The sequence below is a fragment of the Pontiella desulfatans genome (genome assembly GCF_900890425.1).
GTDB lineage: Bacteria > Verrucomicrobiota > Kiritimatiellia > Kiritimatiellales > Pontiellaceae > Pontiella > Pontiella desulfatans.
In genome coordinates this window covers 1,639,751-1,659,029 of the sequence record NZ_CAAHFG010000001.1, presented here as the reverse complement: position 1 = coordinate 1,659,029, position 19,279 = coordinate 1,639,751, and the positions used below count along the sequence as shown (strand labels likewise).

24 protein-coding genes and 1 tRNA gene are annotated in these 19,279 nt (G+C 53.8%); 10 read left to right on the top strand and 15 right to left on the bottom strand.

The features are described 5' to 3' along the window. The first annotated feature begins 1 nt into the window (after position 1). The gene (locus tag E9954_RS06200; protein ID WP_136078348.1) at positions 2-706 is read left to right on the top strand and encodes a M48 family metallopeptidase; all 705 of its coding nucleotides are present in this window, start codon (positions 2-4) and stop codon (positions 704-706) included. 178 nt (positions 707-884) lie between these two features. On the opposite strand, the gene E9954_RS06195 is transcribed toward E9954_RS06200, so the two are convergent. The 3 genes from E9954_RS06195 to E9954_RS06185 form a co-directional block, all read right to left on the bottom strand. Then, on the bottom strand, positions 885-1,388 hold the full coding sequence (locus E9954_RS06195; protein WP_136078347.1) for a shikimate kinase: 504 nt from the start codon (positions 1,386-1,388) through the stop codon (positions 885-887). A 126-nt stretch (positions 1,389-1,514) separates the two neighbouring features. After that, positions 1,515-1,805, bottom strand: a complete 291-nt coding sequence (locus E9954_RS06190) for a Dabb family protein (protein ID WP_136078346.1) — start codon at positions 1,803-1,805, stop codon at positions 1,515-1,517. Positions 1,806-1,910: 105 nt separating this feature from the next. After that, complete coding sequence (locus E9954_RS06185; protein WP_136078345.1) at positions 1,911-2,270, bottom strand: hypothetical protein; 360 nt, start codon at positions 2,268-2,270, stop codon at positions 1,911-1,913. 105 nt (positions 2,271-2,375) lie between these two features. Here E9954_RS06185 and E9954_RS06180 point away from each other — a divergent pair, with 105 nt between their 5' ends. The 4 genes from E9954_RS06180 to E9954_RS06165 all read left to right on the top strand — a co-directional run bounded on the left by E9954_RS06180 (position 2,376) and on the right by E9954_RS06165 (position 8,431). Next, positions 2,376-2,966, top strand: coding sequence for a hypothetical protein (locus tag E9954_RS06180; protein WP_136078344.1), 591 nt, complete (start codon positions 2,376-2,378; stop codon positions 2,964-2,966). Positions 2,967-3,065: 99 nt separating this feature from the next. Further along, positions 3,066-3,680 (top strand): 23S rRNA (guanosine(2251)-2'-O)-methyltransferase RlmB, encoded by a 615-nt coding sequence (gene rlmB, locus E9954_RS06175; RefSeq protein ID WP_222847073.1) that lies wholly within the window; start codon positions 3,066-3,068, stop codon positions 3,678-3,680. A gap of 90 nt (positions 3,681-3,770) precedes the next feature. Further along, the gene (gene hrpA / locus E9954_RS06170; RefSeq protein ID WP_168442022.1) at positions 3,771-7,703 is read left to right on the top strand and encodes an ATP-dependent RNA helicase HrpA; all 3,933 of its coding nucleotides are present in this window, start codon (positions 3,771-3,773) and stop codon (positions 7,701-7,703) included. A gap of 62 nt (positions 7,704-7,765) precedes the next feature. Beyond that, positions 7,766-8,431 (top strand): HAD family hydrolase, encoded by a 666-nt coding sequence (locus tag E9954_RS06165; protein WP_136078341.1) that lies wholly within the window; start codon positions 7,766-7,768, stop codon positions 8,429-8,431. Positions 8,432-8,534: 103 nt separating this feature from the next. Here the strand turns inward: E9954_RS06165 and E9954_RS06160 are convergent, their stop codons facing one another. Continuing rightward, positions 8,535-8,969: a CBS domain-containing protein gene (locus E9954_RS06160; protein ID WP_136078340.1), complete on the bottom strand. Its 435-nt coding sequence runs from the start codon at positions 8,967-8,969 to the stop codon at positions 8,535-8,537. A 159-nt stretch (positions 8,970-9,128) separates the two neighbouring features. Here E9954_RS06160 and hypA point away from each other — a divergent pair, with 159 nt between their 5' ends. After that, positions 9,129-9,476, top strand: coding sequence for a hydrogenase maturation nickel metallochaperone HypA (gene hypA, locus E9954_RS06155; RefSeq protein ID WP_136078339.1), 348 nt, complete (start codon positions 9,129-9,131; stop codon positions 9,474-9,476). On the opposite strand, the gene E9954_RS06150 is transcribed toward hypA, so the two are convergent. Together E9954_RS06150 and trmB are read right to left on the bottom strand one after the other, a co-directional pair. Beyond that, entirely contained in the window at positions 9,473-9,856 is a 384-nt protein-coding gene (locus E9954_RS06150) for a DUF3859 domain-containing protein (RefSeq protein ID WP_222847072.1), read from the bottom strand. The two genes, hypA and E9954_RS06150, sit on opposite strands and share 4 nt — an antisense overlap. Continuing rightward, complete coding sequence (trmB, locus tag E9954_RS06145) at positions 9,856-10,422, bottom strand: tRNA (guanosine(46)-N7)-methyltransferase TrmB (RefSeq protein ID WP_168442020.1); 567 nt, start codon at positions 10,420-10,422, stop codon at positions 9,856-9,858. Before trmB ends, E9954_RS06150 begins: the two co-directional genes overlap by 1 nt. A gap of 82 nt (positions 10,423-10,504) precedes the next feature. Here trmB and E9954_RS32340 point away from each other — a divergent pair, with 82 nt between their 5' ends. Beyond that, positions 10,505-10,651 carry a hypothetical protein gene (locus E9954_RS32340; RefSeq protein WP_168442019.1) on the top strand — a complete coding sequence of 49 codons (147 nt, stop codon included), beginning with the start codon at positions 10,505-10,507 and terminating at the stop codon, positions 10,649-10,651. Here E9954_RS32340 and E9954_RS06140 read toward each other — a convergent pair. Further along, complete coding sequence (locus tag E9954_RS06140; RefSeq protein WP_136078336.1) at positions 10,648-10,953, bottom strand: hypothetical protein; 306 nt, start codon at positions 10,951-10,953, stop codon at positions 10,648-10,650. The genes E9954_RS32340 and E9954_RS06140 overlap by 4 nt on opposite strands. Positions 10,954-11,149: 196 nt before the next feature. Here E9954_RS06140 and E9954_RS06135 point away from each other — a divergent pair. Both E9954_RS06135 and E9954_RS06130 read left to right on the top strand, forming a co-directional pair. After that, positions 11,150-11,223, top strand: a tRNA-Gly gene (locus E9954_RS06135). Positions 11,224-11,560: 337 nt separating this feature from the next. Beyond that, complete coding sequence (locus tag E9954_RS06130; protein ID WP_136078335.1) at positions 11,561-12,316, top strand: hypothetical protein; 756 nt, start codon at positions 11,561-11,563, stop codon at positions 12,314-12,316. Here E9954_RS06130 and E9954_RS06125 read toward each other — a convergent pair. The 3 genes from E9954_RS06125 to E9954_RS06115 form a co-directional block, all read right to left on the bottom strand. Continuing rightward, on the bottom strand, positions 12,267-12,500 hold the full coding sequence (locus E9954_RS06125) for a hypothetical protein (protein WP_136078334.1): 234 nt from the start codon (positions 12,498-12,500) through the stop codon (positions 12,267-12,269). The genes E9954_RS06130 and E9954_RS06125 overlap by 50 nt on opposite strands. A gap of 87 nt (positions 12,501-12,587) precedes the next feature. Continuing rightward, positions 12,588-12,830 (bottom strand): hypothetical protein, encoded by a 243-nt coding sequence (locus tag E9954_RS06120; RefSeq protein ID WP_136078333.1) that lies wholly within the window; start codon positions 12,828-12,830, stop codon positions 12,588-12,590. Between the two features lie 20 nt (positions 12,831-12,850). Next, positions 12,851-13,945 (bottom strand): hypothetical protein, encoded by a 1,095-nt coding sequence (locus E9954_RS06115; RefSeq protein WP_136078332.1) that lies wholly within the window; start codon positions 13,943-13,945, stop codon positions 12,851-12,853. Between the two features lie 15 nt (positions 13,946-13,960). Between E9954_RS06115 and E9954_RS33460 the strand changes: the two genes are divergently transcribed. Then, a complete protein-coding gene (locus E9954_RS33460) occupies positions 13,961-14,092 on the top strand; it encodes a hypothetical protein (RefSeq protein ID WP_281281196.1) in 132 nt (43 codons plus the stop codon). A gap of 90 nt (positions 14,093-14,182) precedes the next feature. Here the strand turns inward: E9954_RS33460 and E9954_RS06110 are convergent, their stop codons facing one another. The 5 genes from E9954_RS06110 to E9954_RS06090 form a co-directional block, all read right to left on the bottom strand. Beyond that, complete coding sequence (locus tag E9954_RS06110; RefSeq protein ID WP_136078331.1) at positions 14,183-14,362, bottom strand: hypothetical protein; 180 nt, start codon at positions 14,360-14,362, stop codon at positions 14,183-14,185. Positions 14,363-14,533: 171 nt separating this feature from the next. Further along, positions 14,534-14,965, bottom strand: coding sequence for a hypothetical protein (locus tag E9954_RS06105; RefSeq protein WP_136078330.1), 432 nt, complete (start codon positions 14,963-14,965; stop codon positions 14,534-14,536). A gap of 274 nt (positions 14,966-15,239) precedes the next feature. Continuing rightward, a complete protein-coding gene (locus E9954_RS06100) occupies positions 15,240-15,491 on the bottom strand; it encodes a hypothetical protein (RefSeq protein ID WP_136078329.1) in 252 nt (83 codons plus the stop codon). A gap of 117 nt (positions 15,492-15,608) precedes the next feature. Next, positions 15,609-18,056 (bottom strand): glycoside hydrolase family 2 TIM barrel-domain containing protein, encoded by a 2,448-nt coding sequence (locus E9954_RS06095; RefSeq protein ID WP_136078328.1) that lies wholly within the window; start codon positions 18,054-18,056, stop codon positions 15,609-15,611. A 17-nt stretch (positions 18,057-18,073) separates the two neighbouring features. Next, the gene (locus E9954_RS06090; protein WP_136078327.1) at positions 18,074-19,243 is read right to left on the bottom strand and encodes an alginate lyase family protein; all 1,170 of its coding nucleotides are present in this window, start codon (positions 19,241-19,243) and stop codon (positions 18,074-18,076) included. Positions 19,244-19,279: the final 36 nt, after the last annotated feature.

Here is a 19,279-nt window from a genome sequence, read left to right as displayed (position 1 = left end):
CATGGTTCAAGTGGTAAAATATGGAAACCGAACCCTTCGGTATGAGGTGATTCTATCGGCACGCAAAACGCTGCAGATTGAAGTGTATCCGGATCAGTGCATCCGGGTTAAAGCTCCGAATGGAATCCAACCGGAGTTGATTGCTCGACGGGTGCAACGTAAAGGACGCTGGATTGTTCGACAGCTGGACTATTTTCATCAGTTTGAACCTCGAACCCCACCCAGGAAATATTTAGGCGGAGAAACACATCTATACCTTGGCCGTCAGTATCGACTCAAAATCCTTCGGTCCGCGGAATGCGGCGTTAAGCTGATCCGTGGATATTTCCAGATATCTGTTAACGGTTCCCCCACTCCCCAAATCACCCAATCCTTGCTGGATCACTGGTACGCCGAAAAAGCGCAAATCAAATTTATCGAGGCCTTCGAACGGTGCTGGCCTAAATTTGGAAGAATGGGCCTAAGCAAACCCAGGCTGGTCATCAAGCGCATGAAAACCCGCTGGGGTAGCCTGTCTACGAGCGGTCGCCTGTCACTCAATGTCGATTTGATCCGAGCACCCAAAGAATGCATCGATTATGTCTTCACCCATGAGCTATGCCATTTAAAACACCACAATCACAGCCCTGCGTTCTATGAGCTGCTTGAAGCAACAATGCCCGACTGGAAAAAGCGGAAACACAAACTTGAACTCTCGTTGATATAGGAAAGCGACCGTTGCGAGGTGGCTTTCGGCGCTTCGGCTTTGCAGGGATGGAGCCAGCTCGCAGCGCCGGCCCTAACCCTCTGTGTCTCTGAGTCCTCTAACGCAGTGGGTGGTTAAAAATTCCTTTAGAATGCGAAGGCTAATGTTTTTCAACGTACTATTTGGTTAACGCCCGAATTTAGTGGCAGTCCAAGGCCCGGATCTCCGCCAGGAGGTCGCTCTGGCTCCTGCCGGCGCAATCGAGAATCGTATCGGCGTGCCTGAGGTAGAGCGGACGGCGCTCTTCATAGAGATCGTCGAGCGTCATGCCGGGTTTGATGATGACTCCCCGCTCGGAATAATCGCCGATGCGGCGCTTGATTTCCAGGAGCGGAACATCGAGGAAGATAATCTTGGCCATGGATTTGAGATGCTCCATCGCGCCGACGCAATAGACCGCGCTGCCGCCGGTGGCGATGACGCAGTTTTCGCAAACCACGGATTTGACCGTATCGCACTCCAGCGCCTGGTAGGCCTCCAGCCCATCGCGGTTCTGGAACGCCTGCATGCTTTCGCCGGCGCGCGCCTGCACGAGCAGGTCGGTATCGAGGAACCCCATGGAAAGCCACTTGGCCAGCTGAACGCCCACCGTGCTTTTCCCGCTCGCCGGCATCCCGATCAAAACAATGTTGCTCTTATCCACGAGGTAACCTCAGCCGATCAGGTTTAACAGAACTATTGATAACAGGACTATTTTTCTCCACCTGATTCATTGCAGTCCGAATAGTCTTGTTATCAATAGTCCTGTAAAATTCCCGCTGTATGGAAATTATACTTCGTAGTCTACGGCGTGGCGTTCGCAGACGAGCGGTTTAATGAACGCCCCGACCTTCAGGTGCGCCGGATGGTTGGCATAGGCCTTCAGGTCGTCCATCGAGGCAAACTCGGAATAGAGCACGATATCCTTCGACTGCTCACTGCCCAGCACGTCCAGCCCGACTTCAATGTCGATCAGCGTTGGCGCCACGCCCTTCAGCGCTTCCAGCTGGCGCTTCATCTCGAGCTTTTCAGCCTCGCCCACGCCCTCCTTGAACGTCCACATCACGATATGCTTAATCATCGTTTATCCCTTTCGTTGAATATGCGGGGAGTTTAAACACGCAGACACGAAGGCCACAACGCAGAAACGTCGCGCTCTTCGTGCCTTTGCGCTGGAACCGGATGGCTAATCGTCTTCGTAGAGTTCGTTGACGATGTCCCATGCCGTTGGATCATCGGTGCGCAGACGGCAAAGCAAGCCATAGTGATAGACCAGAAGCTGGAGATGCTTGCCCTTGAATTCATTGAAATTGGCGTTCTCGGAAAACCCCTCGGCCATCATTTCCTTGATCGTCATTTCATGGACCCGACCGATCTCGTGCTCCAGATCGTTGCGTCCCATCCGCAAGAAACCCGGTGTTTTGAGCAACAGCACCGGTTCATAGCTCATGCCTTCCAGCACCCTGGCGGTGGACTCGATCCGGTCCGCGGGAGCATCCGCTGGAAACTCCTCCAACACCTTCTGCCACATGCGTTCTGCTTTCATTGGCTTGCGCCTCCTTCCAACGCCGGAAGAGTAGCGCGAAAGCCCGAAACAGACAACCTTCTTCCTTGAATCGTTTGCCGGGCTATGCCCTTATTCTCGGCTCTTATGAATGATTCCCTGAAAGCGTATGTTGAGCAGTATGTCGAGTTGGAAACCGGCCTGCAGGAACTGGTGCTGATGCAATGCGCCTCGCTCTGCGCGCAATGCACGAGTGTTTGCTGCGATGCGGTCATCTGCCGGGAAGCCATCGAGAGCCCCTTCCTGAAACAGGTCCATCAACAAGCCGATCTGTTCGACGAACAGGAGGGATTTCTCACCCCAACGGGATGCCGGCTGAAAAAGGGCCGGCCGTCGGTCTGCTACGAATATTTTTGCGACAACCAGTTTTTTTACCAATCCGACGACCGGCACGCCGGAATCCTCCAGATTCTCGGTTCCCTTTTGTTCCACGCAACACGGAACGCCCAGGGGGAAACCCCGCTCCTGGAAATCATGCAGGAGGAGGAACTCGACCGGCTCGACTTCCAACGCCTGGAAGAGCAGATGAAGGAAAGTCTGCAGGCGCTGGAAACCATCCGTTCCTTCTACCGCAACGGAACCTTGCCGGAGCACTCCCGCATCGCGCTGAAGCGCATTCATATCCACACGGAATTCGACACCCCGGCTGAGTCTTCCGCCCATCATTACCCCGGCTAGACGCCCCCCCCCTCCGCGATGACTTTTTTTTAAAAAACCATATCGTGAAATCCTGGGGTTTGAACCATAGTTCAACCTTTCATCAATAGGATGTTTTTTATGGCTACACCGAACAACCCATTTCAAAAACGCGGATCCAACCATGGCCGGAGCGGCAACAAGGCCCGCTCCAACAAACATGCCGCCAGCAGCAAGGCAATGATCAAGGACGAGTCGGAGCTCGATGCCCTGCTCGCCGGCACGAAGGATCCGCTGGTTTTAATCCTGGACTGCATCCAGGATCCCCACAACCTGGGCGCCTGCCTGCGTTCGGCCAACGGCGCGGGGGTTGACGCGGTGATTATTCCGAAGGACAAGGCCGCACCGGTCACCGATGTTGCGATAAAGGTCAGTTGCGGAGGGGCAAGCCACACCCCGATATTCCGCATCACGAATCTCGCCCGCACCATGGACAACCTCAAAAAGCATGGCCTCTGGATTGCCGGAACCTCCGATCACCTCGGTACCCAAAACATCTACGAAACCGACCTCTCAGGGCCCTTGGCGCTGGTGATGGGATCGGAGGAAAAAGGGATGCGCCAACTGACGCGCGACAAATGCGACTACCTCCTATCGATCCCCATGGCCGGATTCGTGGAATGCCTCAACGTCTCCGTTGCCACCGGAGTCACCCTCTTCGAAATCGTTCGGCAGCGGAAAGCCGCCCAATCATAAGCGCCCCTCCCTAAAGCTTCGGGTCCCTTGTGTCTTTGCGGTCAAAAACCTTGATCTAGCCCGTCGGCTATGCCCTTATTTCCGGCTCCCATGAATCAGCCGGAAACGAAGGAATTATTGCAGAAGGTGAAGCGGTCGCTGGATGGCGTGCTGTTGCGCGACCGCGCCTACTTGAATTCGCTGATGCGGCGGGTGCGGCAGTGCATCCACGACGGCAAGCCGGCCGATAAGCTGGTTGCAAAGCTTCGGGATGCGCATGCCCAGGCGCTGGAGCGTGCGCAGAAACGGGCGGCGGTTCAGCTGAAGTGCGACTATCCCGACATCCTGCCGGTCTCCGGAAAAAAGAATGAAATCCTGACGCTGATCAAAGAGAACCAGGTCGTGATCGTCTGCGGCACGACGGGTTCGGGCAAGACGACCCAGCTGCCGAAGATTGTGTTGGAGGCCGGTTCGGGCAAGACCGGGCGCATCGGCGTTACCCAGCCGCGGCGACTCGCGGCAACGGGCATGGCGCGGCGCGTGGCGGAGGAGATGGACTCGGACTATGGCAAGGGCGTCGGCTGCCAGGTGCGGTTCGACGATTCAACCTGCGACGAGACGGTCATTAAGTTCATGACCGACGGCATCCTGCTGGCGGAAACCCAGCGCGACCGGCATCTGCAGCAATACGACTGCCTGATCATCGACGAGGCGCACGAGCGCAGCCTGAATATCGATTTCCTGCTCGGCTACCTTAAAAACCTGCTGGACGTCCGGCCGGATCTAAAGGTGGTCATCAGCTCGGCGACGCTCGATGCCGAAAGCTTTTCAGGTTTTTTCAACGACGCACCGGTGATTGAAGTCGAGGGCCGCACCTATCCGGTTGAGGATTTTTTCCTGCCGGGCGGCAAGGACGAGGAACTTTCGAACCATATTCTGCGGGCCATGCGCTGGATCTCGGATGTCGACGACCAAGGAGACGTGTTGATTTTCCTGCCGGGCGAACGCGAAATCCGCGATGCCACCAAAAAGCTGGAAGGCCAGCACTGGAAAAACACGGAGGTGCTTCCCCTGTTCGGGCGCCTGAGCATGGGCGAGCAGCAGCGCGTCTTCAAGGTTGGCGGAAGGCGGCGCATCATCCTGGCGACCAATGTGGCCGAAACCTCGATCACGATTCCGGGCATCCACTATGTCATCGACTCCGGCCTCGTGCGTCTGAGCCGCTACAACCCGCGCACGCAGGTGCAGGGCTTGCAGATCGAGCAGGTTTCGCAGGCGAGCGCCCGGCAACGGCGCGGACGATGCGGCCGCGTGACCGACGGCATCTGCATCTACCTGTATGACAAGGATACGCTCGAAAACAGCGCGCAATATACCGACCCCGAAATACGGCGCTCTTCGCTCGCGGGCGTCATCCTGCAAATGGACATGCTCGGCCTGCCCCCGATCGACCGCTTTCCGCTGATCGATCCTCCGAGTTCGACGCTCGTGAACGAGGGCTATAAAACGTTGCGCGATATCGGGGCGATCGATGACGGACGCAAGCTGACCCAATTGGGCCGGGACATTGCGAAATTCCCCACCGACCCGCATCTTGCGCGCATGCTGGTGCAGGCGATCGACGAAGGCGCCCTGACCGAGATCCTGATCCTTGTCGCCTTTCTTTCGATCCAGGATGTACGCGAACGTCCAACCGAAAAGGCCGATGCCGCCGACCTGGCCCATGCCCAATGGAAAGATCCGAAGTCCGACTTCATCACCATCCTCAACCTGTGGAACGCCATCGAGGACGAGCGCGGCGGAGGTGGGTCGCACGGCAGGCTGCGACGGTTCTGCAAAAAAAACTTCGTCAACTATCGCCGCGTCATGGAATGGCGCAACCTCTGGCAGGACCTGCGCGAGCAAGCCCGCGAAACGCTAAACTCTAAATCCGAAGCCCGAAACAAAGCCCAAAACTCCAAATCGAAAAGCTTACAACATTCGAATTCTGAACATTCGAAAATTGTTTCGGCTTTCGATATGAGTCCTTCTAATTTAGAGCAGTATGCTTCGATCCACCGCAGCCTGCTGGCGGGGTTACCGGCCAACATTGGTCTCAAGGGCGAAGAGCGCGAGTTTTGCGCCGCGCGCAACCGTAAGTTTTTCATCTTTCCGGGGTCCGGGCTGTTCAAAAAGCCGCCGGATTGGGTGATGACCTTTTCGCTGGTGGAAACCACCAAGCTTTACGCGCGTACCGTGGCCGAAATCCAGCCGGAATGGGTGGAGGCGGTCGCTCCGCACCTTTGCAAGGCCGTCTATGGCAATCCGGCGTGGGATCCCGACAAGGGGTTTGTCTATGCCAAGGAATCGGTCATCTCCGGCGGCCTCACCCTTCGCTCCGGAAAGAACGTCCACTTCGGAACGGTCAATCCCGAAGAAGCACGCAAAATATTTATCCGCGAAGGCATGGTGCCGGCCAACCTGAACACGCGCGGGGGGTGGTTCAAGCTACACCGGCAGATGCTCGACGACATCCAGGCATTGGAGGAACGCATCCGCCGCCCCGGCGCCCTGCTCGACCACGATGCCATCTACGACCATTTCGACCGGGTATTGCCGAACGACGTCCATTCGGTCAAAACGCTGGAACAATGGATCCGGAAATCAAAGGCGCGCATTGCGATGCGGTTGAAGGATGCCACGTATCCGCAATCGGAACCGATTCACCCGGAGGACTATCCCGACCATCTCACCTTCCACGGGGAAGATTTCCACCTGATCTACACCTTCGATCCCGGCGAAGAGCTCGACGGTATCGCCCTGGTCTGCCCGACCGACAAACTCGCCTTCCTACCCGACTGGGCGCCGGACTGGCTCGTCCCGGGCTGGCTGGAGGAAAAGACCAACCGCCTGCTGCGGACCCTTCCGAAAAACCTGCGCACCTCCATTGCACCCATCGACCAGACGGCCAAACGCTTCAAGCACACTTGCGCAAGTGTGCTTGAGCGCCCCTTGCTGGATGCCATTTCGGCGTGGCTGCAACAGGAGTTTAAGCTGCCGGTGGATGCCTCGGACTTCGATGAATCAGTCCTGCCGGAATGCCTGCGCATGAAGGTGATCGAAACAAGGAACGATGAAATTGTCCGGGTGCACACCTCGATTTCCGAGGAGCATCGGTTGCATGTTCATCGCAGTGGCGCGGAGAGCGCTTTTGCCAAGTGGACGTTGCCCCTGGGTCGGGTTTGGCCGGGCGGGGAGCTTCCGGAATTCATCACGAGCGACGACAGCCAGAAGACCCGCGGCCATCCCGCGCTGACCGCCGAAGCCGGAGGCGTTGGGCGCAGCGTGTTCCTGAGCCAGACGGATGCGGAATATTCGCACAGGGCGGGTTTGGCGGCACTTTTCCGGTTGCAGCAAAAAGACCAGGTCAGGTATGTGGAAAAGCGGCCTCCGCTCACCCCAATGCTCCAATTGACCCTTTCGTCCATCGATAGCGATTTTCTTGGCGACCTGATGGATGCTTCGATCGTCGAGGCACTGACCAATGATTCGAGGTTGGGGATCCGCAATGGCGAAAGCTTTAACGAACGGGCGGCGCACGCCCGAACCATCCTTTACGAAACCGTCGACGAGAACGCCGGTCTACTGACCCAAATGGCGGAGCAGCGGGAGGAGATCGTCGCGGCGACTTCCAACCTGAGTGCCGATTTCGACACGCTTCACGACCTGGAGATGCAGCTGGCGTTCCTGTTCCGCCCTGGCTTCCTCCGGACGTTGGATGTATTCGGCCGCTACCCGCGCTATTTAAAGGCCATGCAGGTGCGCATCCAGCGCATCCGCAACAATCCGCAGGCCGATGCCCGTAAATTGCTGGAAATCGCCCCCTTCCAGAACCGACTCAACGAAAGGCTGCTTGAAAGCGATGATATTGCCGGTGCCCACGGGCTCCTCGAATTCGCCATGATGCTGGAGGAATTCCGCGTCAACCGCTTTGCTCCCGAAATCAAGACGCCCCTCAAGGTTTCGACACAACGACTGGAAGAAGCATGGCAAAACATCCAATAAATTTGACAAGCCGCGAATGAGACACGAAAGTACGGCGCTTTACCTAAGACAGGGGATGGAGAATGCTTGCTGCAGTAGTATTTGATTTTGACGGCATCATCGTGGATAGCGAACCGATGCATTTCCGCGCGTTCAACGAAGTTCTTAAACCGCTGGGGATCGAAATCCTGTGGGATGACTATTGCAGCACATACATTGGATTCGACGACCGGGATGCCTTCCGAACCGTACTCAAGAACAACAAGAAGAAAATCTGCACGAAGGATCTGAAGCATCTAATCGAGGAAAAGGCCGCGATTTTCCAGAAATATGTGCAGAAGGGCGAGGCAACGCCTTTGCCCGGAGCGGTCGAACTAATCAAAAGCATTCCGGTCCGCCTGCCCGTCGCCTTGTGCAGCGGTGCCTTGCGGGAAGACATTATCCCGGTCATCGAAAAGCTGGGGATCGACCATGCATTCTCGGCCATTGTCACGGCCGAAGACACCCCCAAGAGCAAGCCGGATCCGGCCCCCTATAGGCTCACCCTTGAAAAACTGGGAATCGACGACCCCGCCTCGGTCATCGCGATCGAGGATACGCCGGCCGGAATCATGTCCGCCAAAGGAGCGGGGCTGAAAGTGCTGGCCGTAACCAACAGCTATGACCGGGAATATCTGATGGAAGCCGATGCCGTGACCGATTCGCTGGAGCATGTTTCGCGTCCGGATCTGGAAAACATGGTGATGTAGACCGGCGGCCTTGCCGACCCGGGGGCAGAAGCTCTCGCCCCCTCCATCCACGAAAAAAGCTCCCGCACAAGGGAGCTTTTCTTTGTATCCAGTGCGAAAGAGTCTACATCACGCCGCTGATATAGGTTTCCAGATTCTTGATCTTGAAGTCTTTTTCGACAACCAGGTATTTCACCACATCGCCAATGGATACGATTCCGCAAAGGGCCTTGTCGCGCAGTACCGGCAGGTGGCGAATGCGCTTTTCCGTCATGAGCTGCATGCATTCATCCAGCGGAGTTTCCGGCGTAACCGTCGTCAGGTTGCCCGACATGATGTCCTGCACCGTAACGTCGTCGATGCTCTTGCCTTCCAGTACCACCTTGCGGAACACATCCCGCTCGGAAATGATGCCAACCACATCTCCACCATCCATTACCAGCGCAGTGCCGGCGGAAATGCTTTCCATTTGTTCGATGGCTTCGTGAACCGGTTGTTCCGGCTTTACGGTCAACACATCATATCCCTTTGAATCGAGTAGATTCGACACAGCACCCATGACGGCCTCCTTAGTCCTTTGTTAGTATGGTTAATGTTTCTCCGAACGGGAACAGTATAGCGGCGGATTTTCCAACGACAAGCACATCCCATAATTTAGATCTCATCCAAAAAAGGCGCAAAGTCTTCCATTCAGCCTGGAACCCGTTAAACTGGTTCCATGCATGAGCTTTCATTGGCACAGGGATTGGTGGAGCAGCTTGAACAAGCGGCATCCATGCAAAACGCACTGCGGATCGACCGCATTGTTTTGGTAATCGGAAAATATTCAGGCGTCGAACGCGATGCCTTCGAGTTTGCCTTCCCCTTTGCCGCCGAAGGTACGTTGGCGGAAAACGCCGTTCTTGAAATCGAGGAGCTACCGGTGGAGGTCGAATGTTGCCAATGCAAGGCCGTCTCGCATCCGGAACCGACGTTCTTGCTCTGTCGCGCATGCGGATCGAACGAAGTGAAGCTGATGGGTGGTCGTGAGTTTCTCGTCCGATCCATCGAACTGGAAATCCCCTAAACCATCGTCAACGTCTTGTCGGCCACCTTTTCGCCGTCCAGCCAGGTGATCAACCGCCACTCCCCCCGCTTGTCCTCGACCGGAGCCCAAATGGTGTCGCCGAGGAAAAAACGGAAATCATTGGTCTTCACATAAAGCTCGCCCACGAACGGAGGAGCAATGCCACCCCCCGGCCCCTTGAAGGGCGGATGCTCGATCCGGAATGTGATCTTGCTATTCCGTGCATTGCGGATGCGCAGGATGTAGCCGAATTCAACATCCAACGCGGTTTCGATCTCGGTGGTGATTTTCACCAGGTTGGGCAAATCCTTGCTTTCTCGGTCCCACCCATCGTACAGCCCATGGCTGTGCATGGAGACATCTGGTTTCTTTTTCGCCATCAACTCACTTTGCGGAAGGAACACCGCCCAATCTGCTTATGGGAAAAGATCAGCTCAAAATCGGTTGTTTCCTCCTCGTCCGGAACAAAAGCCTCAATCTCCTCGAACCGCTCATCCTGTTGCAGGAGACCGCGGATTTCCTCGAAATATGGTAGATGGTCGGTGGCGACATGCAGGCACCCGTCGTCCTCAAGGGTTTTGAAAAGTGCATCCATGAACGCCGGATTAAACAGTCGCTGGTCCTGGTGACGCGCTTTGGGCCAAGGGTCCGGAAAAAAGAAATAGTAGTTCGCCACATAGTTTGCGGGCATCATTTTGCTAATGGCATAGAAGCCTTCCATCCGGAAAACCCGGACGTTTTCGCGCCCGGCCCGTTCGCACCTGCGCCCACTACTATGAATTCGAATCTTCTGACGCTCGATCCCCAGGAAATTGGTTTCAGGAAACTTGCCGGACCGGGCAACGAGAAAGCGCCCCTTTCCTGAACCTATATCCACTTCCAGCGGGCGTTCCGGATGCGGGAATTCCGCCTTGAAATCAAGAGGATCCAACCAATTATCGGTCATCACACGTAAAGTTGTCTTCTTTTTTTGGGTCATGGGGTGCATACTGTTCGCGAATTGTTAAACGAAGGGCAAGCAAATCCAAATGGGAATCTCCGACCGAGACTATATGCGGGAACCGGCGAACCACCCCAAGCCGGGGAAAGCGCGCGCCCACATCAGGAAAGCCGGGAACAAGCCCCCGATCCTCAAGCGGCTGAAGTTCTGGCTCTGGAACCTCAAGAACGGCTAACTCGCCGATCTGAACCCCAGCACCACCCAGCGGATCCCCCAGCCAAGCCCAACCGGCAAAACCCCGGCGCCAAGAAACGGCAGCAAATTCCCGGACAATGGGTTCAGCAAAACGAAAGCCAAGGCAACCCACAGCACGGAAAGCAACAGCCCCAAACGTAACAGACCACGGTTCCTTCTCACCGGTGCATGCCGCTTTTCCCCGCCACGCGCGACATCCCTCCGCCGCATCATGCGAGGCAGCACGAACAAACCCGCCAAAACACATGCGATAATCACGATTTCCTTGATTCCAGAAAGCATTCGCCCCTCAATATCCATCAATTAAGCTGACGAATATACGGGGCGACAATCGAGGCGATCAACCATATACGGCAGGCATTTGACCTGATTTTACCCAACCTTCCGAGTGTTTGAAAAAAGTTAAGCAAGAGGCCTTGACGCACCCCGCCTTCGCAGGTACTTTATGCGCTCGTTTGAACGGGAAACCATTCAAACTGCGGGCGTAGTTCAATGGTAGAACCCCAGCCTTCCAAGCTGGTTACGACAGTTCGAATCTGTTCGCCCGCTCCATCTTCAAGGGGCTTATCTTAACCGATAAGCCCCTTTTTTATTACCTAAAACATTATTTCACAGCTTCTCCCATGAATCCGATAGCTCTAGATATTTCCAGCCATTTTTAGGGAATAACCGGAAAGAAACCGGAAAGTTTGGCTCTCAATCAAATACGGGTGCAAGCCGGTTTTCTTCGACTCTTAGAGCATGACCACCTTATTAACACAATCAATCGTCTTCTCAGACTCAACTTCGTTCACTATTGTTAACACTTGTCTGATATGGATTCATTCGCGAGCTCTAGGCTTGCGACATAAATCCAACATTATAAAAGCAATTACTTTAAGAGGTAATCATGAGCACGTTCTTGTCTGAAAAGGAGTTACCCGCGGAATTCACTGATCCTATAGTCAAAGGCCAGTTATCTTTTAATGGCCAACTGCACTTTCGCTGCCGCTCATGCGATGAAGTTTCGTGGATTGACGTAACTTTAGGCAAATTGCTTCTTGCAAGCAAAATACAAGGAATTAAAAATAAAGAACTATCATGTCCCAAATGCAAAAAAAATGAATTTGAAAGCATCTGTTTCGAGGCATTTGAATGTCGCCTCTGCAACAAATGTGGTTCATCTAGCTATGCCTCTCGTAGCGAATCTTTTGAGTGTGGAACTTGCCACAATAACAGCTTCACAGTCGAAAAAACCACAATTCACCCCTCCTACCCCAAGCGATTATATACACCTTTTCGCCCTAAAATGCCTTTTGGAGTTTCCCCGAATGATGACGTAGAATTTCTGAGAAACTATTTGCCAGTGCTGCGTGTAACTCCTGATGTGCACAACACTTATATCCACTTTGTTTCCTTTATTGAATCAATATATGAGCAGGTCTATGGATCATCAGCAGAAGCAACCGATTTGCTTAACATTGCATCATCTATGATGCGTAGGGTTTTCAAGGAAACTAAAAATAGAGACGCCGCTTACTTATCGATTGAACTTATGATGAAAGCCCAAGCCGTTTCAGAGACTCTGATTCAACGCGCTGTATACGGTTTTAACATCAACCAAAACATTTACAGTGCATTAGCACTACGAGAAGAAGAATACTGACTGCGGATTCAGTCTCCTGATCTACTCCTGCCGGATAGACCAGCAGCTGCATCTGCTCCTCGGCCTCGCCAAACACATCCTGTGCAACCAGCACGGGATGGGTGTGGCCAGGAACAGCGATGTCCAGCTCCACGCCAAAGGCGGATCGGGTTTCGTGGAAGGCCGCTTCATATTCCTTCTTCATGACTGTTCTTCCTTTCCGTTTATGAGAAAAGCGCGACAGCCATGGCCGTTCGCGCTTTTCAGGATTATTGTTGTGTTCGGTTTTCTTTCAGTCGCTGCCTGCCAGCTCGGTCTCATCGACAAACTCCAGGTATTCGTAGTCGATTTTCTTGAAGTAGAGATCAACCGCCTCTTCCTCCGGCATGCCAGCCGGGAACGGGTCATCCGGCAGTTCCTGCTTCCACCACGACTGCACATATCCATACAGTTCATGGATCAACCGATCGCGCGACACCGCCGCATAGACGGTTGTGCCGTGCTTGTGCGATATTGCCGCCAGCCATATTTTCATGACTTCACTCCGTTCTATTTTCATACTTTAAGGAAACAGCCCTTCAGCTCCGTTTTGCCGACGAGCAGCGCCTCGGCCATGTCCTCCGGCTGAACGGATTGGTTTTCGTGGTTTACGTCCACCACCGTATTGCCCCGTAGGTGCCGCATCAAAAACATGCTCAATAGCAAGTTCTGAAGCGACTCGTCCTCCAGCAGGGGAAACGGTGTTGGAAACCGCTGTGCATTCGGAACACGCACGTAGCGTTGATCCGAAAACCATTCGCTGAGCACAGGCACAACCTCCGCATATCTTTCAGCTGCAAGCTTGGCCGTGCGCTTGATCAGATCGGACTTTCTGCCCGAAATCTTCCAACCGTGCGTACGCAACGCATCGCGGAATTGGTCAAGCGTTTCCATCTTGCGCCACGAGATTCCAAACCTTGGAATCTGCTCCTTGCGCAACCGCGCCGTCGAGTGCAACGGACTCAACCGTTGCAGGTAGCGCACATTGTTGAATCGCAGCGTCACCTCCTCGTTATCAAGGATCTCCTGCACCTGCGTCACTGGCATGGCGAAACAATAGTCACCGCCAATCGTGCGGTATTCCCGCGCGAACGCCCTGGCGAACTTCCGCTGTGACACGGAAGCCACCAATTCCGGCTCGAAATGAACCGTGTTGCCATGCACCCCGCATGAATATTTCATCTGGCCGCAGTCGTGTGTGCGGTTGGGATTGACGACCAGCTCGAACCAGTCGATCCGGTCACGAAACCGCAACCGGTGCCGGTCATCGGTCAAACCGCGCAGCGCTGACACCTTGCGGAAGTTGCGGCAGCAGAGGGCTTCGAGCACCAGGCTCTGTTCCTCTTCCATGAAATCCCCGACCGACAACAGGTTGGCCAGATCGAGATCGTTCATGTCGTCGTAGCTTCCGATCTTCAGCTTCGGGTGCTTTTGCTTTACAAACGCCCGCAGCTCCGAAAAGCCCGACCGGCTGCTGCGCAGCAGGTTCCAGGCTCGTTCATGCGACCAGTGCGTACTGACATATTTCCTGGCCAGCTTCACGATCCGGTCATAGTTCACCTCGTCCGCGAAATAGACGCCATGCCCCACCTGCTCCAACATTCGCGCCAACGCGGTGCGCCGGTCATGGTAAGAACCTTGCGACGACACAATGATTTCCGCGTTGAGGTGCTGAACGGACAGTGCATCAAAGCGGTGCTCGCCATCGTTCAGTCGCCGGGAAAACAGTTCTGCCGCCTGGCAGAAGTCACCCGATAACAGCGCGGTTCACAATGCGCATAAATCACAAAGACATATGATCCGGAGTTTCAGCCAAAAATGAAAAAAGGAGTAAAGGCATAAGCGCCCTTACTCCTGGTTGTAGGTCTCGCGGTATTCCTGCCAGAACTCCCGCTCCCTAAAATGCTCCAGTTCATCCTGGAGTGTTTTCAGGATTTTTGAAACATCCGACCGGATGTCATGCAGGTGGCGGTCGATATCCGCAAGCTTATCTTCGAGTGAATCAACACCCTGCTTATCTGCTTCCATAACTACTCAAAAGTAGTTGCAGTTTATAAAATTTTCGCTAAGGGAAGTGCGCCACATAATGCTCCTAAGGGGTTCATCTTGAAGGCTCGGAACCAACGAGTGAAGGGAGCCGATATTATCGGATGCGCCAAAGTAGTTCCACCATAAGAAAGATCGGCCGATCCTGTAAGTCTAACTGGACCGCTGAAAATCCTTCAAAAATATCACTAAACAGCCACAATGCAGTTGATACCGTTCCTTTATGCATTTGAGTGCGGCTTCGTAATATCTGGCATAGCACATGGCCTCTTCCACCATCCATTCAAAATGCGGACTGCAATATTGATTCGGAATCAGCACATTTCCGACGATGGATGGCTGTTTTTCCGCTCCGGCCAGACCGGAGAGACTGGCCAGTGCGTTGGCGCGGTCATCCTGAAACTTTTTGGCGTTGCTACTGTAATATTTTCCCTTCCAGCATTTTCTGTTAAACTCTTTTTTCAGGGTATCGACCCATTCATCATGCCAGAAAATATCCTTATTTTCACCCAACTCCAGTGCCATCTTTTTCGCGCTGTTGAGTGCCATATAATAGAGCGAATCCAAAATCACCGTGTCATCCACGGTGCCTTTTTCACCTCAGTCGCTCCACTTCCAGGAATCCATAGATCGCTTTTCCCGCACCGGCAAGCTATCGCTCCCCATCGCCCAGAAGTTCAGATAATCGCGCACGTACGGACAGGCATAACGAAGCGTCTCCTCTCATCGGCCGTGTTCAGATAATACTGCAAAACGCATTGATCCACAAACTGTAGGCTCTGGGTGGGAATCTCGCGCAAACGCAGCGGGCCAAAGACGCCGTCATGGCTGTACGCCATGGTGATACGAATCGCCTTTTTCAGGAGTTGACGACCGGGTTCATCCATACAGTATCCGGCCCCGGAACATTTCCATACCCTTGTTCCTGTAGACATCCCGGAAGCGTCAGGATTTGGTCGGTCTCGCTACCATACCACTGCGCGGCAATCCCCGCATTGTCCGGATCCAACCGAAATCCCCACGACCCCGAAAAATCCATGACCTGATCATCCGCCAAACATCCAATGACCGGAAGAGCCATCAACATAAATACCAGGAAAGCCTGTTTCATCGTTCTCATTTCTTACCGTTCGTCATGTGCTTGAGGAACAAAGGTGAACGTGAACTTTACCGATTCCGGTTGAACGCGGGGTTAGGCTATGATTGTGCAATTTTCGACTTCGTAAACCTACTTAATCGAGATGAACTGTGTTTTCAACCCCTCGGAAGACACGGCAACAACGCTGGAACCGCCGTTGGCATCGACTTTGATCCGCGCGCGCCCGTTGCAGACCTGCACCTTATTTGCGCCCGTTGAAGTACCGAGGTTATCGACCAGACGACCGTCACCGACTAGAGAGAAACGGACAAATGCCGTAGCATCCAGACAAGGTACCCCATGCTTATCGTTCAGCAGGACCTCTACCCATGTTTGATTTTCGGAATCCCGGAACGTGGTCACCTCAAGAATTGCGGGTTTCCCCCATTCGCGGGTTTCATAACCCCAGGTTACATTGTCTTTGATCTGTTTTCCATTTTTGAATCCGACGGCTTCGACGTTGTTTTCACCACCCTTAAATTTCACGCGCCAGCGCAGGCCGGCGGCGGGGAAATTTTGGCTGTCGCGTTTTTTCTTCCCGAGGCTTTTACCGTTCAGGAACAGTTCGACTTCGTCGCAGTTGGAATAAACTTTCACGAGCTTTGCTTCGCCGGCCTTGCCCCAGCGGGTCGGCCAGGTTGCTCCGTAAATATGAACCATCGGTTCTACGGTCCAGTAGGACTGAAAGACATAGAAGGCCTCCTTTTTCCTGAAATCGCGTTCAACCACGCCCTTCTGATTCACGTAGGGAACCGGATTTTCTGGCCGAATCGGCGTGGAAAAGTCCTTGAAGGGCCAATACGCCGAGCCCGTTAAGTACGGCATCGTTTCCTGCTCTTTCAAATGCCAGTCAATCAGGTTGCAGGCATAGGTTTCGGACCAGTCGCCGTCTTTTGAAACTCGCGGCGGGCCGCCGTAGAGCGAGGCATCGCCGTCGCGTTCGTCAGTGCTTCCTCCGCCGACGGCTTCTAGGTTTTGATCCGGCGTTTCAGAATGACGGCGCGCATGGTTGCTCGCCCCCCATTCCGCATGGAAAAAATGATCCACCCCATCAACGGCTTTTTTCGTAGATGCTTTGTAGTCGGTAAATTTACCGCGATACCATCCCGCCCAAATGGAGGGCGAATAGACATCCACCACATCCTTGCAGAATTCACAGCGCCGGATGGCGGTTTTACGATCGGGGTCCAGTTCATGCGAAAGCGTATTGAGCTCAATCATATAGTTCCGCACGGCGGCCTCGTCAAAGTCAGGCGTATCGCCCGGCCAGTCGTTTTCATTGCCCAATCCCCAGATAATAACGGAAGGATGATTATAGTGCTGGGCAATCATATTCCTGAGCATGCGGCGGCCTTGCTCTTTGTACACTTCGCCGCCGATACCGCCGCGACACCAGGGAATTTCCTCCCAGACCAGAATGCCCAAACGATCACACTCTTCCAGAACGATCAGTGACTGCTGATAATGTCCGAGACGGATAAAGTTTACGCCCATCTCCTTCATCATTTCCATTTCAGTCCGAATCATATCCTCGGTCATGGCGGCTGCGACACCGGCATGGTCTTCATGGCGGTGCGTTCCGCGCAGCAACAATCGCTTGCCGTTCAGCATAAACGGCCCGTTTTTCAAAAATTCAAAATGGCGGAACCCGATCTGGTCTTGCTCTTCCGACACGCCGGCTTCTGATTTCAGACGAACCACACAGGTATACAGGTTCGGCTCTTCCGGCGACCAAAGCAGAGGTTGTTGAACCTTAAACTCACAAAGTGATACGGTTGTCTTTGACGCATCTACTTTGACTTTTTTCGTTACCACCATAGAACCATTCGGCGCGCGCAATTCGATTTCCGCCTCTGCGGATTGAATACCGGTCGGATTATATAGATCCGCCGAAACCGTCACGACACCTTCAGCGCCAGCCACATCGACCTTGGCATCCACTTTCCGAAGCCCAAGCGAAAGCGCCGGAACATAGTTCAGGTTGACGTAGCGGTAGAGCCCGCCATAGACATTAAAATCCGAAAGATCCGAGGGCATCATTTCCAGATCGCGTGTGTTGTCGCACCGAACGATGATTGGAATTTTTCCTTTATATTTTTCGATCAGTTCCTTGTCTTTCCGATGTTTGGAAACGGCGTCGGTAATATCCACCGTCCATTCGTCATAACCGCCGACATGTTTGCCAACCGGTGTCAGCCCCACATACACTTCAGTTTTCTGCCCTGCTCCTTCAAAATGCAACAGCGTACGGCCGTTTTTGAGCGGATTCTTAATATCAATAAACGTGCGATACCATCCGGGACCCTGATAATAGGTCACATCCGGATCAACGGCATCCCAAGCGTTAAAGCAGTGCGGAAGCGTTACCTTATCCCACACCGGAATATTTTCCGGTTTGCCTTTACGCTCCAGGTTTTCGCGCAGCGCCTCCCACGGCCCGCCGATATCGCCTTTCAAATAATCCCAATTCTCATTCAGACGCTCCGCCTGACAGACCGTCGCGAGGCACAATGCCAAAGCTGCAATTTTTCGTTTCATCTAATTTTCCCTGTTTCCTATTTTTGAATCCAAATCAACGGATGACGAAGCGGCAGGTTGCGGAGGACTTCAAAGGTCTCCGGATTCGATTCAAGGCTTTGCCACGCTTTCAGATATTCTGATCGACCAAGCGCAACTCCAGCAAACAACAGGCTGGGCTGCCGCACGGGCCACTCGTCCCAATAAAGCACATCGGGATCTTTCGGCCAAGAGGCCTTATCAACGATATAGGGATAGATAAACTCCATGCCCTTTTTCATGCCCCGCCCATCCGGCAGCTCGAAGCTCCACAGATTGTCTTCAGGAATGGATGCCATCTGTGCCACGCCGGCCATCGCATCTATCACAAACAGGGAATAGCCATAGGGCTTCGTGCGGCTGAGCTCTTTCGGGAACCCGCCCGCTGCATTCATCATTTCCGAAATATAAACGGTCTTGAATTGATTCCGAATCCTCGCCAGCTGAGCATCATCGCCAATCAACTGCGCAAATGCCGCCGCCTGCAACGACCAGCAAACGCCATGGTTATTCGGGTGCTCCCGTTCCTTCAATCCATATTCATGGGTATTTAGCCACTTCAGGTAGTTTTTGAACCAAGCCTTCACCGGCATCTGATCATTTTCAGGAAAGGACGGAGAGCCACACAGAATCTTTGCACTGCGCGCCACTTCCACCAGATGAATGGTATCTATGATCCCAATACTGCGCCCGGAATGCAGTCCTTTGATGGCCTGCCCGTATAAAAGGTTTGGATTCATGCGCGTTGCTTCATCAACAAACCAGGCGTTGAGATGCGCCACGGCCTGCCGGGCATACTGTTCTTCCCCCGTAAGCAGGTAAGCGGAAGTCAGCGTACCCATTATATCACTGAAGCGAATCATCGCCTTGCGGTGGGCAATAAAGTTTTCAGGATTCGTTTCTCCATCGCGGCGGACATACGGCCCATCCGGATCATCGGGATTCGGCCACCAATAATCGCCCTCGGAATAAAAATCGTGTTTCCCACCTTCGCTCCGCTCGCATACCGCGGCCGTAACCGTTACGGGGGAGGCAGAAAGATATCCTTCCGCTTTTTCCAGAATCCGAGGCCTCTCAATTTCCACAAGATCAAACGACGGCTGATCCGCTAATGCTCCCGTGGCGACCAGCAAAGCTGATGCAAATATACATGTAAATTTCCTGCTCATTATTCTCCTGACGGGGTGCTCTGTTAGCCCCTGATT